General features: G+C 57.1%; 13 protein-coding genes and 1 riboswitch. Of the genes, 3 read left to right on the top strand and 10 right to left on the bottom strand.

Annotated elements, in window-relative coordinates:
- Positions 1-3: 3 nt before the first annotated feature.
- Complete coding sequence (gene rsmJ, locus ABLU78_RS07960; protein WP_015369267.1) at positions 4-756, top strand: 16S rRNA (guanine(1516)-N(2))-methyltransferase RsmJ; 753 nt, start codon at positions 4-6, stop codon at positions 754-756.
- A 128-nt stretch (positions 757-884) separates the two neighbouring features.
- On the opposite strand, the gene dtpB is transcribed toward rsmJ, so the two are convergent.
- Positions 885-2,357, bottom strand: coding sequence for a dipeptide/tripeptide permease DtpB (gene dtpB, locus ABLU78_RS07955; RefSeq protein ID WP_048229920.1), 1,473 nt, complete (start codon positions 2,355-2,357; stop codon positions 885-887).
- 266 nt (positions 2,358-2,623) lie between these two features.
- Complete coding sequence (uspA, locus tag ABLU78_RS07950; protein ID WP_004145166.1) at positions 2,624-3,061, bottom strand: universal stress protein UspA; 438 nt, start codon at positions 3,059-3,061, stop codon at positions 2,624-2,626.
- A gap of 383 nt (positions 3,062-3,444) precedes the next feature.
- On the opposite strand from uspA, the gene uspB reads away from it, so the two are divergent.
- On the top strand, positions 3,445-3,780 hold the full coding sequence (gene uspB / locus ABLU78_RS07945) for a universal stress protein UspB (protein ID WP_015703743.1): 336 nt from the start codon (positions 3,445-3,447) through the stop codon (positions 3,778-3,780).
- A gap of 65 nt (positions 3,781-3,845) precedes the next feature.
- Here uspB and pitA read toward each other — a convergent pair whose 3' ends face one another.
- On the bottom strand, positions 3,846-5,342 hold the full coding sequence (gene pitA / locus ABLU78_RS07940) for an inorganic phosphate transporter PitA (protein WP_015369272.1): 1,497 nt from the start codon (positions 5,340-5,342) through the stop codon (positions 3,846-3,848).
- 230 nt (positions 5,343-5,572) lie between these two features.
- On the opposite strand from pitA, the gene ABLU78_RS07935 reads away from it, so the two are divergent.
- On the top strand, positions 5,573-6,766 hold the full coding sequence (locus ABLU78_RS07935) for an NAD(P)/FAD-dependent oxidoreductase (RefSeq protein WP_048229922.1): 1,194 nt from the start codon (positions 5,573-5,575) through the stop codon (positions 6,764-6,766).
- 40 nt (positions 6,767-6,806) lie between these two features.
- Here ABLU78_RS07935 and ABLU78_RS07930 read toward each other — a convergent pair whose 3' ends face one another.
- From ABLU78_RS07930 to nikA, 7 genes are all read right to left on the bottom strand, one after another.
- On the bottom strand, positions 6,807-7,820 hold the full coding sequence (locus ABLU78_RS07930) for a magnesium transporter (protein ID WP_048229924.1): 1,014 nt from the start codon (positions 7,818-7,820) through the stop codon (positions 6,807-6,809).
- A gap of 56 nt (positions 7,821-7,876) precedes the next feature.
- A riboswitch (M-box (ykoK) riboswitch) is annotated at positions 7,877-8,058 on the bottom strand.
- A gap of 115 nt (positions 8,059-8,173) precedes the next feature.
- Positions 8,174-8,587 carry a nickel-responsive transcriptional regulator NikR gene (gene nikR, locus ABLU78_RS07925; RefSeq protein ID WP_348820375.1) on the bottom strand — a complete coding sequence of 138 codons (414 nt, stop codon included), beginning with the start codon at positions 8,585-8,587 and terminating at the stop codon, positions 8,174-8,176.
- Positions 8,575-9,366, bottom strand: coding sequence for a nickel import ATP-binding protein NikE (nikE, locus tag ABLU78_RS07920; protein WP_045365080.1), 792 nt, complete (start codon positions 9,364-9,366; stop codon positions 8,575-8,577). Before nikE ends, nikR begins: the two co-directional genes overlap by 13 nt.
- Positions 9,363-10,127: a nickel import ATP-binding protein NikD gene (locus ABLU78_RS07915; RefSeq protein WP_045365077.1), complete on the bottom strand. Its 765-nt coding sequence runs from the start codon at positions 10,125-10,127 to the stop codon at positions 9,363-9,365. Before ABLU78_RS07915 ends, nikE begins: the two co-directional genes overlap by 4 nt.
- Entirely contained in the window at positions 10,127-10,960 is an 834-nt protein-coding gene (gene nikC / locus ABLU78_RS07910) for a nickel ABC transporter permease subunit NikC (protein ID WP_048229928.1), read from the bottom strand. Before nikC ends, ABLU78_RS07915 begins: the two co-directional genes overlap by 1 nt.
- On the bottom strand, positions 10,957-11,901 hold the full coding sequence (nikB, locus tag ABLU78_RS07905; RefSeq protein WP_048230039.1) for a nickel ABC transporter permease subunit NikB: 945 nt from the start codon (positions 11,899-11,901) through the stop codon (positions 10,957-10,959). Before nikB ends, nikC begins: the two co-directional genes overlap by 4 nt.
- A complete protein-coding gene (nikA, locus tag ABLU78_RS07900) occupies positions 11,901-13,469 on the bottom strand; it encodes a nickel ABC transporter substrate-binding protein (RefSeq protein ID WP_048229930.1) in 1,569 nt (522 codons plus the stop codon). The genes nikB and nikA overlap by 1 nt, the downstream gene beginning before the upstream one ends.
- Positions 13,470-13,571 lie beyond the last annotated feature (102 nt).

The raw sequence follows: 13,571 nt of genomic DNA, 5'->3' as shown, positions 1-13,571 counted from the left end.
TACGTGAAAATCTGCTTAATTGATGAAACAGGCGCCGGTGACGGCGCCTTATCTGTTTTGGCCGCCCGTTGGGGGCTGGAGCATGATGCAGAGAATCCGATGGCGCTGGTGCTGACGGACGAGCATCTGGAGCTGCGTAAGCGCGATGAGCCAAAGCTTGGCGGCATCTTTGTCGATTTCGTCGGCGGCGCGATGGCTCATCGCCGCAAGTTTGGCGGCGGCCGCGGTGAAGCGGTAGCCAAAGCGGTAGGTATTAAAGGCGATTATCTGCCGGATGTGGTTGACGCCACCGCCGGCCTGGGGCGCGATGCCTTCGTGCTGGCGTCGGTCGGCTGCCGCGTGCGGATGCTTGAGCGTAACCCGGTGGTCGCCGCGCTGCTCGACGATGGTTTGAAACGTGGCTATGCCGATGCGGAGATCGGCGGCTGGCTGCAGGAGCGCTTACAGTTGATTCATGCATCCAGCCTCAATGCGTTGACCGATATCACCCCGCGCCCACAGGTGGTGTATCTGGATCCGATGTTTCCCCATAAGCAGAAAAGCGCGCTGGTCAAAAAAGAGATGCGGGTATTTCAGTCGCTGGTGGGGCCGGATTTAGACGCCGATGGTCTGTTGGCGCCGGCTCGACAGCTGGCGACCAAACGAGTGGTGGTGAAGCGTCCGGACTATGCGCCGCCGCTGGCGGATGTCGCCACGCCTAACGCGGTGGTGACCAAAGGACATCGGTTTGATATTTACGCCGGTACGCCGGCGTAATTTTTCGCCGTTGTGATATCACCCGGATAGCGGCGCAAAGCGCCTTATCCGGGCTACCAAATTGTAGCGCGAGCCGGGAACGGCAATATTTAAACAAACGGCGCCAGCGGATCGGCCATCTCAAACGGTTACTCGGCGCTGGCCGGGGTATTAATCATCCGGTTCAGCCATGGCACCATAAAGGCCATCACCACCGTCACCGCCAGGGTCACGAGGCCAATTTTACTAAACACGTTGGTGTAGATCGGCAGCGTCTGCAGCGGGTCGGTTATATTTTCTGGTACCGCGGTGAAGGTCGCGACATAGCCGCCCATCAGGAACGCGGCGGCCTGAGTCAGGAACCACATCCCCAGAATAAAGCCCATCAGCCGCTGCGGAACCAGCGCGGCAACCATCGCCAGGCCCAGGGCGCTAATCAGCAGTTCGCCGAGACTCTGGAACAGATAAACCAGCACGATAAACCATGGCGAAGTGAGCCCCTGCGGGTCAGCAAACCACATCCCGGCCGCCGCGGCGGTCAGGAAGCCCAGCGCGCAGAGGAACATGCCGAGAGTGAATTTCATCGGCATGGTCAGGTCTTTACCTTTGTTGCCAAGACGGGTGTAGATAGCCGCCAGTACCGGGCTGGCGACCACCACCCAGAACGGGTTCAACGCCTGGAAACTCACCGGGTTAATCGCGATGCCGAGAATGTTGTGATGCACGTTATTGATGGCGAAGAAGTTGAGCGAGGTTGGCATCTGGGCGTACAGGATATAAAACACCACCGCTTCGAGCATCAGGATGAAGGCGACGAACATCTTGTTGCGGCCGGTTTTATCGAGGCGGAAAGCTTCGCGGAAGAAGAAAATCGTCACCACGATGGACAGCACAATCAGCACCAGGTTGGCGATTTTAACGTTATGCATCAGCCAGGCGCAGAGGAAAATCATCACTACGGTGCCGACCAGCACATACAGCAGATTACGGAAACTCAGCGGCTGATGATCCGGGGTTGAACCGATATCTTTCACCATTCCGCGGCAGGCGAAGTAGACCAGCAGCGCGACGATAAGCCCGGCGCCGCACAGATTGTAGGTCACCGCATAGCCGAACTTATCGGCAATAACCGGCGCCAGCGACAGCGACAGCAGCGAACCGATGTTAATCGACATATAAAACAGGGTGAAGGCGCCGTCGAGACGGGCATCTTTAGGCGGATAGCATTTTGATAGCAGGCTCGCGGGATTGGCTTTAAACAGCCCGTTGCCGACGGCGATAGTGCCAAGCGCGATAAAGATAAGGTCGGGTTTGAGCAGCGACAGACCGGTCATAAAGTAGCCGATAGCCAGCACGATGGCGCCGAGCACCAGCGTGCGTTTGGTTCCAAGCAGATGGTCACCGACATAGCCGCCGATGGAAATGAGGCCGTAGACCAGCGCCGCAAAGGCGCCAAAGGTGATAAATGCCTGTTCCTGAGAGAAACCAAGCTGTTTAACAAAGAACACCGCCAGGATGCCCTGGACGCCGTAATAGCCAAAACGCTCCCATAACTCTACAAAAAAAATCATGAAGAACGGACGGGGTTGCTGTAGCAAACCCGTAGGTGCAGTTGTTTTCATATTCCTTCGCCTTTTAGTGCTATCCCAAAAAGTATGAACGCGTCTGCCAAAACGCGCCGAAAAAGTCTGATGACCCATGATGATGCGGCCATTGGCTGAATGTATAGATTATTATATAGATATTAATTCTAATAAATGGTTGATCACACTAACCGATATTAACTATCTGGATTGATATCCTGATGGGGTCAATGGGATTCAGGTGGGATGTAGCATAAAAACAAAAACGCCCGCAGGCGCGGGCGTTGGCTGGCGAGGAAAAGCGATTATTCGTCTTCTTCGTCGCGCAGCGGTACGATCAGCATATCAACGTGAACGGTGTTGATCAGCTGACGCGCGGAGGACATCAGCTTGCTCCAGAAGTCCTGATGGTGACCGCAGACCACCAGATCCATATCATATTTTTTAATCGCGTCGACCAGCACCTGGCCAAGATCGCCGCTGCCGCTCAGGGTTTCGGTAATCGGGTAGCCAGCGTTGGTGGAAAGCTCGGTCAGCGCGTGGTGCGTCTCTTCAGAGATGCGTTTCTGCATGTCGCCCAGATTGACATCGATAAGACCGGTGTAGAGGTCGGAGTAATTCACATCCACGTGAATCAGGGAAACTTTCGCATTGTAGGGACGCGCCATAGAAACCGCTTTCTCTACCAGCACTTTGCTTTCCGGTGATAGGTCTACTGCAATAAGAATGTGTTTGTAAGCCATAGTGTTACTCCTTCCATAAGTTGTCGATGACCGTTGGACCAGACAGCCTGTGCTGTCGATTCGCCCGCGTCCTGCAAGCTAGATTCGCGGGGGGTAAGCCTTTAAGGACTTAATTGTAGAAGATAATTTCTACAATATAGCGCCCCTCGCACTCCGTCAATGCACCTGGTTCACCGTTAGTTAAACAAATTATTCCGTCTTACGTATTGATAACGATTAACCTTGTGGTAAAAAAATTAACTGATCTCCTACACTATTTAATGAGCCGGTCGGATAAATAAACGTGACCGGAATCGCACTCTTTTACTGTACGGTGGGTTGGATGATATTGGGGAGCGGTAGTCCCGGAGGGATCTCCGTGGATGGGTCGCCGGGGAGGAAGTATGATCAGCACTGTTGCGCTGTTTTGGGCCCTGTGTATCGTTTGTGTGGTGAATATGGCACGTTACTTCTCATCGTTGCGTGCATTATTGGTTGTGCTACGTGGTTGCGATCCCTTGCTCTATCAATATGTTGATGGCGGAGGTTTTTTCACCTCGCATGGGCAGCCCAGTAAACAAATGCGGCTGGTTTGGTATATCTATGCCCAACGATATCGCGATCATCATGATGACGAGTTTATTCGTCGCTGTGAGCGTGTTCGCCGGCAGTTCATCCTGACCAGCGCGCTGTGTGGTCTGGTGCTGGTGAGTATGATTGCACTGCTTATCTGGCATTGAGCTGCCTGAATTGAGTGCAAAAAAAATGGGCCAGTTTCCTGACCCATTTTTCGCATGGCTATTGCTTAGATAAGCTTCAGAGCCAGCCAGTACAGCACGCCTGACAGCAAAATGGCTGCCGGCAGGGTGAGTACCCATGCCATCAGGATGCTGGTGACGGTTTTCTTCTGCAGACCACCGCCATCAACGAGCATCGTCCCCGCAACCGAGGAAGAGAGCACGTGGGTGGTGGAAACCGGCATGCCGGTGTAGCTGGCAAGGCCGATAGAAACCGCGGCGGTCATCTGGGCGGACATACCTTGCGCGTAGGTCATACCCTTCTTACCAATCTTCTCGCCGATGGTGGTCGCCACGCGGCGCCAGCCGATCATGGTGCCAATACCCAGCGCCAGCGCGACCGCCATAATGATCCAGATTGGCGCGTACTCGATGGTGCTTAGCATATCGGTTTTCAGTTTCTTCAGCAGGCGCTGGTCGTCAGTGCTCACATCCGGCAGTTTGGCCACTTTGTCGGTGGTGTCGGAGATGCAGAGCATAATGCGACGCAGCTGGCCGCGCTGATCCACTGACAGTGTATCGTAGCTTTCCGTACCGGTGAGCATTGTCTTCACGCGGTCAAGCGCGTTGATGGTGTTCGCCGGATGGCAGTGAAACTCGCCGTTGGCCGCGGTATTGGTTTCCGGTGAAGGAACCAGTTGATCAACGCCGGTGGCTTTCTTCAGCAGCTCAGGGCGCTGTTGGAAGAAGGTTTCCACGTTGTTGACCGCATCGCGGGTACGAGTGATTTCGTAACCAGACGCGTTCATGTTGACCACGAAGCCCGCCGGCGCGACGCCAATCAGTACCAGCATGACCAGACCAATGCCTTTCTGCCCATCGTTGGCGCCGTGCGAGAACGACACGCCGATAGCGGACAGGATCAGCGCGATACGGGTCCAGAACGGCGGTTTTTTCTTACCGTCTTTCTTTTCGCGTTCCGCTGGGGTCAGGTGGATACGAGCGCGTTTTTTGGTACCGCTCCAGTAACGACGCAGAATGAAAATCAGGCCGCCCGCTACCACCAGGCCAACAATCGGCGAGACGATAAGTGAGGCAAAAATGCCGATGACTTTCGGGATATTCAGCGCATCCACCACTGAAGTACCGGTCATCAGCGCATTGGTTAAACCAATACCGATGATAGCGCCAATCAGGGTGTGAGAACTGGAGGCCGGTAGGCCGAAATACCAGGTTCCGAGGTTCCAGATGATTGCCGCCAGCAGCATAGAGAACACCATGGCGAGGCCATGTGCGGAACCCATGTTAAGCAGCAGGTCCGTTGGCAGCATATGCACGATGGCATAGGCTACGCTGAGACCGCCCAGCAGAACGCCGAAAAAGTTGAAGAGTGCCGCCATCGCAACAGCAAGCTGCGACCGCATTGCGCGAGTGTAAATCACCGTTGCAACTGCGTTTGCGGTATCATGAAAACCGTTAATCGCTTCGTAAAACAGTACAAAAGCTAAAGCAAGCAATAATAATAGTCCGGTATGTAAATCCAGACCGGCAAATAAATGTAGCATAGGACGTTACGCCATTTTGAGGACATGAACGCGGCGCATTATCAGTGACTTTAGCGGCGCGGGCAAAGTGAAATATAGACTTTTTTTGATTTTCTTCCTGTTTGGTTTCTACCCGGTTGGGAGTAATCCTATATCTTTCAAAGACGTAACTGAATGTTGTTTTTTTCGTGCTGGTGTGACCAGAGTGAAATATTTACAATTCCCGACAATTGGGGAATGAGGAAAGTTGAGTGGAAAGGTTTGATGCCATTGTGATCGGCGCCGGTGCGGCGGGAATGTTTTGTGCGGCGCAGGCGGGGCAGTTGGGCTGCCGGGTGCTGCTGCTCGATAATGGCAAAAAGCCGGGGCGCAAAATCCTGATGTCCGGCGGCGGCCGCTGCAACTTTACTAACATGTATGTCGAACCCGCGGCATATCTCAGCCAAAACCCGCATTTTTGCAAATCTGCGCTGGCGCGCTATACCCAGTGGGACTTTATCGAACTGGTTGGCAAATATGGTATTGCCTGGCATGAGAAGACCTTAGGTCAGCTGTTTTGCGATGATTCCGCGGAGCAAATCGTCAATCTGCTGCTGTCGGAATGTGAAAAAGGCGGCGTACAGATCCGTCTGCGCAGCGAAATTCTCAGCGTCGAACGCGATGAACAAGGCTACCGGCTACAGGTGAACGGCGAAATGCTGACGGCGAAGAAGCTGGTGATCGCTTCCGGCGGCCTGTCGATGCCGGGACTGGGCGCGTCGCCGTTTGGTTACAAGGTGGCCGAACAGTTCGGTCTGAAGGTGCTGCCGACCCGCGCCGGGCTGGTGCCGTTTACCCTGCATAAACCGCTGCTTGAGCAGCTGCAGGTGCTTTCCGGCGTTTCGGTGCCCTCTACGATTACCGCCGAGAACGGTACGCTGTTTCGCGAAAACCTGCTGTTTACCCATCGTGGCCTTTCCGGCCCGGCGGTGCTGCAGATTTCCAGCTACTGGCAGCCCGGCGAGTTTGTCACCGTCAACCTGCTGCCGGACTGCGATCTTGAGGCGTTCCTCAACGAGCAGCGGGGCGCTCATCCCAACCAAAGCCTGAAAAACACCCTCGCGATGCAGCTGCCGAAGCGGCTGGTCGAATGTTTACAGCAGCTTGGGCAGATACCTGATGTGACACTGAAGCAACTGAACGTTCGCGATCAGCAGGCGCTGGTGGAGACGCTAACCGCGTGGCGCGTGCAGCCGAACGGAACTGAAGGTTATCGTACCGCGGAAGTGACCCTCGGCGGCGTGGATACCAATGAGCTTTCGTCACGCACCATGGAGGCGCGCAAAGCGCCGGGGCTTTACTTTATCGGTGAAGTGATGGACGTCACCGGCTGGCTTGGCGGCTATAACTTCCAGTGGGCGTGGTCAAGCGCCTGGGCCTGCGCGCAGGCGCTGGCGGAAGCTTAATCAGAGAGCCCGGGGCACCCTGGCGCCCGGGCTGTTTCGATCAGTTCAACCCAAGAAAATACTGGGCGATTTTGAAATAGATAATCAGCCCGGTGCCATCTATCAGCGTGGCGATAAACGGCGCGGAAACCACCGCCGGGTCGATACCGATCCGCTTAAGCAGCATCGGAATAACCGAAGACACCACCGCGCTCCACAAAGTAATGCAGACCAGCGTCAGGCTGACGATCAGCGTGATTTCCATGCCAATCCCCATCATCCAGGCGCGCAGGCAGCCCGCCAGACCCAGGGTCAGGGCAATCAGAAACGAGGTCGACACCTCTTTGCGGATAACCCGTCCCATGTCACGTAAACGGACTTCACCCAGCGCCATCGAACGCACCAGCGTTGAGGTGATCTGAGTTCCGCTGTTGCCGCCGGTGCCGATCAGTAACGGGATGAAGAAGGCCAGTGCGATGGCCGATTCCAGCGCCTCTTCAAAATGCTGCAGCACGCTGCTGGTGTAGGCTTCGGCAACAAATAACAGTAGCAGCCAGACCGAGCGTTTCTTCCACAGCGTCCACGGACTGATTTCCAGATACGGTTTTTCCAGCGGTAGCGTCGCCCCCTGCAGCTGGGCGTCTTCGGTGACGTCATCCTCCAGCAGATGGGCAATTTCTTTTTCCATCAGGCAGCCGACCAGCTCGCCTTTATCGACAACCGGCACCAGATCGAGGCCGCGCTCGGTGAGTTCGGCAATAACCTGAGGGCGCTCATCGTCGGGTTTGACGCGAAACAGACAGCTGTCCATCAGGTAGCGAATAGACTGGCCTGCCTCTGCCTCCTGCAAAAGTTTTTTGACTGATAAGCTGCCGCGCAGCTTGTTACCGGCGACGACAAATACCTGGCCGGGAATATCGTCGCTGGCGAGCTGCGAGATAAAGTGTTCACGCGCCTCATGGACGCTGAAATGTTCCTGCAGCGTAATAAAGTCGGTACGCATGTACTGGGCGATCGCATCGCCGTCGAAGCCAGAGGTCGCCTGATGCACGGCGCAGAGTTGAATGGAAGACATGATTAAAATCCCTATAAAAAATCACTCATAGGGGCGAACAAGACAGGGTTAGCGCAGGCAGATCCCTACGTCCTGGTTTTAGCACTGCATAACGTATCTGAACGGTTAATACCGCCAGAAGTTACCTTGGCAACACCTTGATTCGATGGAAGCCTGTATTTCCCTGAGTGGTCTCTCTCGATACCAACAGGGCGGTAACTTGTATTTATGCAGGAGCCTCGCCATAACGAGATCGTTAAATGAGGCGCCATTATTGGCGAACAGGGATAATTAACAAAGCGTATAGTTTATGTGGTTTATCAACTGTTGATAAACCACATAAATCATTCTCAATTTTTTATGGATTTAGCAGCTTAATTTTTAAGGTTTTTATCACCCCCTAAACACCGCAAATGCCCATGCCGCACGCCGCGCTGGGCAATCACCTCGTCGGCAAAATGCTGTACTTCGTCCATGTTGCCTTTCAGCACCGCGATCTCCAGACAGTCATCATGATTGATGTGGACATGTAACGTGGCGACCGAGAGATCGTGATGCTGATGCGAAGAGGCGACCAGCCGGCTCGCCAGTTCGCGTTTTTCATGCTCATACACGTACGACAGGACCGCATAGCCGTGCTGCGCCGGCTGCTGTAGCGGATTATGGTGGAGCGCGTCACGCAGAATATCGCGCACCGCTTCCGAGCGGTTGTGGTACCCGCGGTGGGCGCTGTGCGCGTCGAGCGCGGCCAGCAGATCATCATCCAGAGTCAGGGTTACGCGCTGCATGGCATGGCCTCGTTAAGCAGAGTGCGGGGAAAGGGTGGGAGTACCGCACGCTGTAGCGCCTGTCCGGCAGCGGATGTAAGGCGCAGGGGCAGACTAACCGCGGCCGTTTCGACGATGCGTCCGCTATCCATCACCAGTACCCGCTGGCAAAAACGCTCCACCAGCCGCAGGTCGTGGGTAATAAACAGGCAGGCGGTGGCGAACTGCGCCTGCAGGCGTTTGAGCAGGGCGATAATATCCGCCTGAAGCATCAGATCGAGATTCGATACCGCTTCGTCGAGAATTAATAGCTGCGGCCCGACCACCAGCGCCCGCGCCAGGCACACGCGCTGCAGCTGTCCGCCGCTGAGCTGCGCCGGACGCTTGTCGAGCAGTGCCGGGGCGAGGTCAACCGCCAGCAGCATCTCCTCCACCCGCTGCATACGCTCTTCCCGCGATAAACTAAACAGGTGCCGCAGCGGTTCGCTGATAATCTCGCGCACCGTTTTGCGCGGATTCACCGCGCTAATGGCATCCTGAAACACCAGCTGAATATCGCGGCGAAAGGCGCCGATCGCCTCCCCCTTCAGGGAGGTCAGCGATGCGCCGCGCCAGGCGACCTCGCCATACCGCGGCGTTTCGAGACCGACCAGCATCCGCGCCAGGGTACTTTTGCCGCAGCCGCTGCGCCCGAGCAGCGCCACAGTTTCACCGAGGGCGATGTCGAACTGGATATCGCGCAATACCGCACCGTGGTGGGGATAATCGTGGCTCACTGCGTTCACGCTGAGTAAATTCATGGTGTTTTCTCCAGGCCATATAGCGCCAGATGGGCGGCCAGCAGGCGCTGGCTGAGCGGGTGCTGTGGGGCGCTAAATAGCGTGTTAACGTCGCAGCGTTCAACAAGACGGCCGTTTTCCATCACCGCCACGTCATGCGCCAGCCGGGCGACAACGCTCATATCATGGGTCACCAGCAGCAGCCCCTGCCCGCGGTTGGCGACGATATCCGCCAGCAGGTCGAGAATGCGCGCCTGGGCGACGGCATCAAGGTCGGTGGTCGGTTCGTCGGCGATGATAAACGGCGCGCGGCTGAGCAGGGCCAGGGCCACCATCATCCTTTGCAGCATGCCCCCGCTCATCTCGAAGGGATAGCGCTTGAGCAGCGAGAGCGGATTTTCCAGCCCCACCTCTTCCATCGCCGCCAGCAGCGCGACGTTATTGGCCTCGTGGCCCGCTGCCCGGCAGGTTTCCCGCGCATGCGCCGCCATGGTGTGCAGCGGATTAAAGGCGCTGCGCGGGTTTTGCATAATGGTGGCGATGGTCGCGCCGCGCAGCTGTTCACCGTATACCGGGATACCGTCGAGCAGCACCCGGCCCGCGGTTTGTCTGACGCCGGGCGGTAAAATGCCGAGCGTGGCGGCGCAGGTCAGCGATTTACCGCTGCCGCTACTGCCGAGCAGCGCCAGCACCTGACCGCGACGCAGGGTTAGGGAAACGTCGCTGACCAGCGGACGGTCGGCGACGAGCGAAAGTTGTTCCAGTTGGATCTTTTGCGGCATCAGTGGTTATGCTCCGCGATCAGCTGAGGATCGAGACGATCGCGCAGCGCGTCGCCCACCAGATTAAAAGCCATCACGCTGATAAACAGCGCCAGTCCGGGCCAGACCATTTGCAGCGGCTGCGTCCAGATGTACTGGCGGGCGTCGTTGATCATCACTCCCCATTCCGCCGTCGGCGCGCTGACGCCGAGGCCGAGGAATGACATCCCGGCTACGTGGAGCATCATATGACCGATATCCAGCGAGGCGAGCACCAGCAGCGAAGGGATCACCGCGCCGGCCAGATGGTCACGAAACAATGGCCAATGTCCCGCGCCGCTCAGGCGCGCGGCGAGAATAAACTCGCGCTGGCGCAGAGAGACCACCAGATTGCGCACCATCCTTGCGTACCAGGCCCAGTGCGACAGCGCAATGGCGATAATCACGTTGCTAAGACCGGTACCGAGTACACCGACCATAAAGAATGACAGTATTGAAGTCGGGAAGGTCATAAACAGCTCGGCCTGGCGCATCAGGCCGCGATCGACACGTCCGCCCACCATCCCGGCGGCGCCGCCCACCGTAAGGCCGATCAGCAGCACCAGCAGCAGGCAGGCCATCACCGCGCCCAGTGAGACGCGGGTGGCGGCGAGAAGGCGCGAGAAAATATCCCGCCCGAGATGATCGGTGCCGAGCCAGTGGGCGTCGCCCGGAGAGAGCAGACGTTGATGGAGATCGATGGCCGCCGGGTCATAGGGCAGCCACCAGCCGCTGCTCATGGCGATTGCCGCCAGCAGCGCAATAGTGAGTAGCGCCAGTTTTACCGGCCAGCGGAAGGTCGCGAACAGCGTCATACGGTGGTCTCCTCATGGCGGCGTAGGCGCGGATCGAGTGCGGCGTTAAGCAGGTCGACCGCCAGATTGGCCAGCACGAACACCGCCACCATCATCAGGGTAAAGCACTGGATCACTGGGTAGTCGCGATTGAATATCGCGGAAACCGCATAGCGACCGACGCCGGGCCAGGCGAAGATATTTTCGATGATCATCGTCCCGCCGATCAGCTCGCCGATGTGCATACCCAGCGCCGTCACTACCGGCAACGTCGCGTTACGCAGCACGTGTCGCCGCTCCACCTGACCCTCGCTCAGCCCGCGCAGACGCGCCCAGACCACGTGGCGCTGGCTGGACACTTCCAGCATGCTGGCGCGCAGCAGACGGGCATTGATCGCCAGCGACATCAGGGCGATGGAAAACGCCGGTAGCAGCAGATGTCGCCAGCCGCCGTAGCCCATCGCCGGTAGCCAGCGCAGATGGACGGAAAAGAGCATTACCAGCAAAAATGCCAGCCAGAAGTTGGGCATTGAGACGCCGAGGAAGGCAATCAATCGTACGGCGAAATCAGGCAAGCGGTCGCGATGCCGCGCCGCCCAGATCCCCAGCGGTAGCGAGGTCAGCAGAATAATCACCAGCGCCGCGCCGGTGAGCTGCAGCGTCGCGGGCAGAAAATGCAGCAGGTCGTCCAGCACCGGGCGCTGGCTGGCGTAGGAGACGCCAAAATCGAGATGCAGCGCGCGCCACAGCCAGTGTAGATACTGCAGCGCCAGCGGCTGATTGAGCCCGAGCTGCTCGCGGGTAGCGGCAATCATTTCGCTGGTAGGCGGCACGTTAGAGAGGCGCAGATAGTCCAGTGCCGGGTCGCCGGCGCCAAGACGTAACAACAGGAAGATGATCGCCGAGGCGGCAAGCAGCATCAGCGGTAGCGGTAGCAGGCGGCGAAGAAGATATTTCAACATCATGGCGCCACCGGCGTAATGAGATCTAACGGCAGATCGGTGGTCACCGGCGCGAAGGGCACTTCGCCCAGCGTTTTGCGGGCGACGGACATCAGCGAGACGTAGCTTATCGGCAGATAGACCGCTTCGTTGTGCAGACGGGTGAGGATATCGCGATACAGTTCGCGACGGCGGCCCTCGTCGGTGGTAGTCAGGACCTCGCCGATCTCGTTATCAATCTCTGCTTTATCCGGCAGTCCGCGCTGCGCCTGATAATCGGCGTGCGAAGCGACGCGCATTGAGCTCATAAACGCGTGCGGGTCGAACGGCGCGCCCCAGGTATGGTTGAAGATCATCGTGAAGCGGCCATCGTGCTGGCGGGCATAGATACTGCTCTCCTCTTCGCCGACCAGCCCAACATCGATACCTACCTGGCGCAGATCGGCCTGGATGATTTCCGCCATCGATTTGGCCAGCGCATCGGTGCCGATAAACGCCAGTTCAAGATGCAACGGGTGCCCGTCTTTTTCACGAATATCCTTACCGGGCGTTAGCGTCCAGCCGGCATTTTCCAGCAGCGTACGGGCCTTATCCGGATTGAAGCGGCGCGGCGGCAGGTCATCCGGCGCGTAAGGTACCGAGGGCGCGAAAAGCGTGTCGGCAACCTGTTGGGTGCCGTACAGCACGCCGTCAATAAGCGCCTGTTTATTGACGGCATAGTTAAGCGCCTCGCGTACCGCTAAATCATTCGTGGGCGCTTGCAGCGTATTGAGCGCCAGCATCACGGTTTGCGTCGGGGCGGAAAGACGCGTGCGATACTCGTCCTGCTGGCGAAAACGGGCGAACGTATCCAGCGGTAGTAGCCCTTCATCACCGTACAGCAGATCAACTTCACCGGTTTCAAAGGCGACCGCCCGGCTGGTGGCGTCGGGGATCACTTTCACGGTGACTTTCTCAAGCGCCGGTTTTTTGCCCCAGTAGCGCGGGTTGCGTACCAGCACATCCTGCTGATTAAGCTGCGAACTGGACAGCATCCACGGACCGGTGCCGATGGGCGCTTTGATGCCTCGCTGCGTACTACCGTCAACAAACTGCGAGGGGGCGATAAAACGAAACGGGCGGGGAAGGGCGAGTTCCTGCAGGAACGGGTAGTAGGCGCTTTTCAGGGTGATTTGTAGTTCGTTATCGCTGAGCGCTTGAACGTCGGTTATCTGATTGGTCAACTCCAGCCAGGCGTGCCGCTGGCGGTTGGCCAGCACCGCCTGGAAATTGGCCACTGCGGCCTGGGCGTTAAACGGTTCGCCGTTGGAGAAGTAGACATCATCGCGCAGGGTGAAACGCCAGATTTTACCATCGGCTGAGTGAAGCCAGCGGGTAGCCAGCCAGGGTGTAACCCGGCCATCGGCCTGATATTTGACTAACGGCTCATACACCATACTTTGGGCGAACATTTGGTTCGGCGTATACAGATGTGGATTGAGAGGACCGACGTTAACCGGCCAGGCGATGGCGATTTCATGCATGGCGGCGGGCGCGAGCAGAGGAATGCAGGCGCAGAGCGCCAGCAAGGTGGTGCGGAAAATAGACAAGGTTTACATCCAGAAGGAACGAAAAGTATGACGATTTTAATAATTTGTCATACTTAAGGAGTAACCTGGATCAATATGATGGGAGAAAACCATAACAAAATC

This window comes from Klebsiella sp. JN_Kp122 (genome assembly GCF_040062085.1).
Lineage (GTDB): Bacteria > Pseudomonadota > Gammaproteobacteria > Enterobacterales > Enterobacteriaceae > Klebsiella > Klebsiella aerogenes.
The sequence above is the reverse complement of the archived record's forward strand: the minus strand, read 5'-3'. Positions and strand labels throughout refer to the sequence as shown.

Coding starts and splice junctions, on each gene's coding strand:
- ABLU78_RS07915 (WP_045365077.1), bottom strand. CDS start 10,127: ATGCCGCAAAAGATCCAACTGGAACAACTTTCGCTCGTCGCCGACCGT.
- ABLU78_RS07930 (WP_048229924.1), bottom strand. CDS start 7,820: ATGTCTTCCATTCAACTCTGCGCCGTGCATCAGGCGACCTCTGGCTTC.
- nikE (WP_045365080.1), bottom strand. CDS start 9,366: ATGAATTTACTCAGCGTGAACGCAGTGAGCCACGATTATCCCCACCAC.
- uspA (WP_004145166.1), bottom strand. CDS start 3,061: ATGGCTTACAAACACATTCTTATTGCAGTAGACCTATCACCGGAAAGC.
- nikC (WP_048229928.1), bottom strand. CDS start 10,960: ATGACGCTGTTCGCGACCTTCCGCTGGCCGGTAAAACTGGCGCTACTC.
- dtpB (WP_048229920.1), bottom strand. CDS start 2,357: ATGAAAACAACTGCACCTACGGGTTTGCTACAGCAACCCCGTCCGTTC.
- pitA (WP_015369272.1), bottom strand. CDS start 5,342: ATGCTACATTTATTTGCCGGTCTGGATTTACATACCGGACTATTATTA.
- uspB (WP_015703743.1), top strand. CDS start 3,445: ATGATCAGCACTGTTGCGCTGTTTTGGGCCCTGTGTATCGTTTGTGTG.
- nikR (WP_348820375.1), bottom strand. CDS start 8,587: ATGCAGCGCGTAACCCTGACTCTGGATGATGATCTGCTGGCCGCGCTC.
- nikB (WP_048230039.1), bottom strand. CDS start 11,901: ATGTTGAAATATCTTCTTCGCCGCCTGCTACCGCTACCGCTGATGCTG.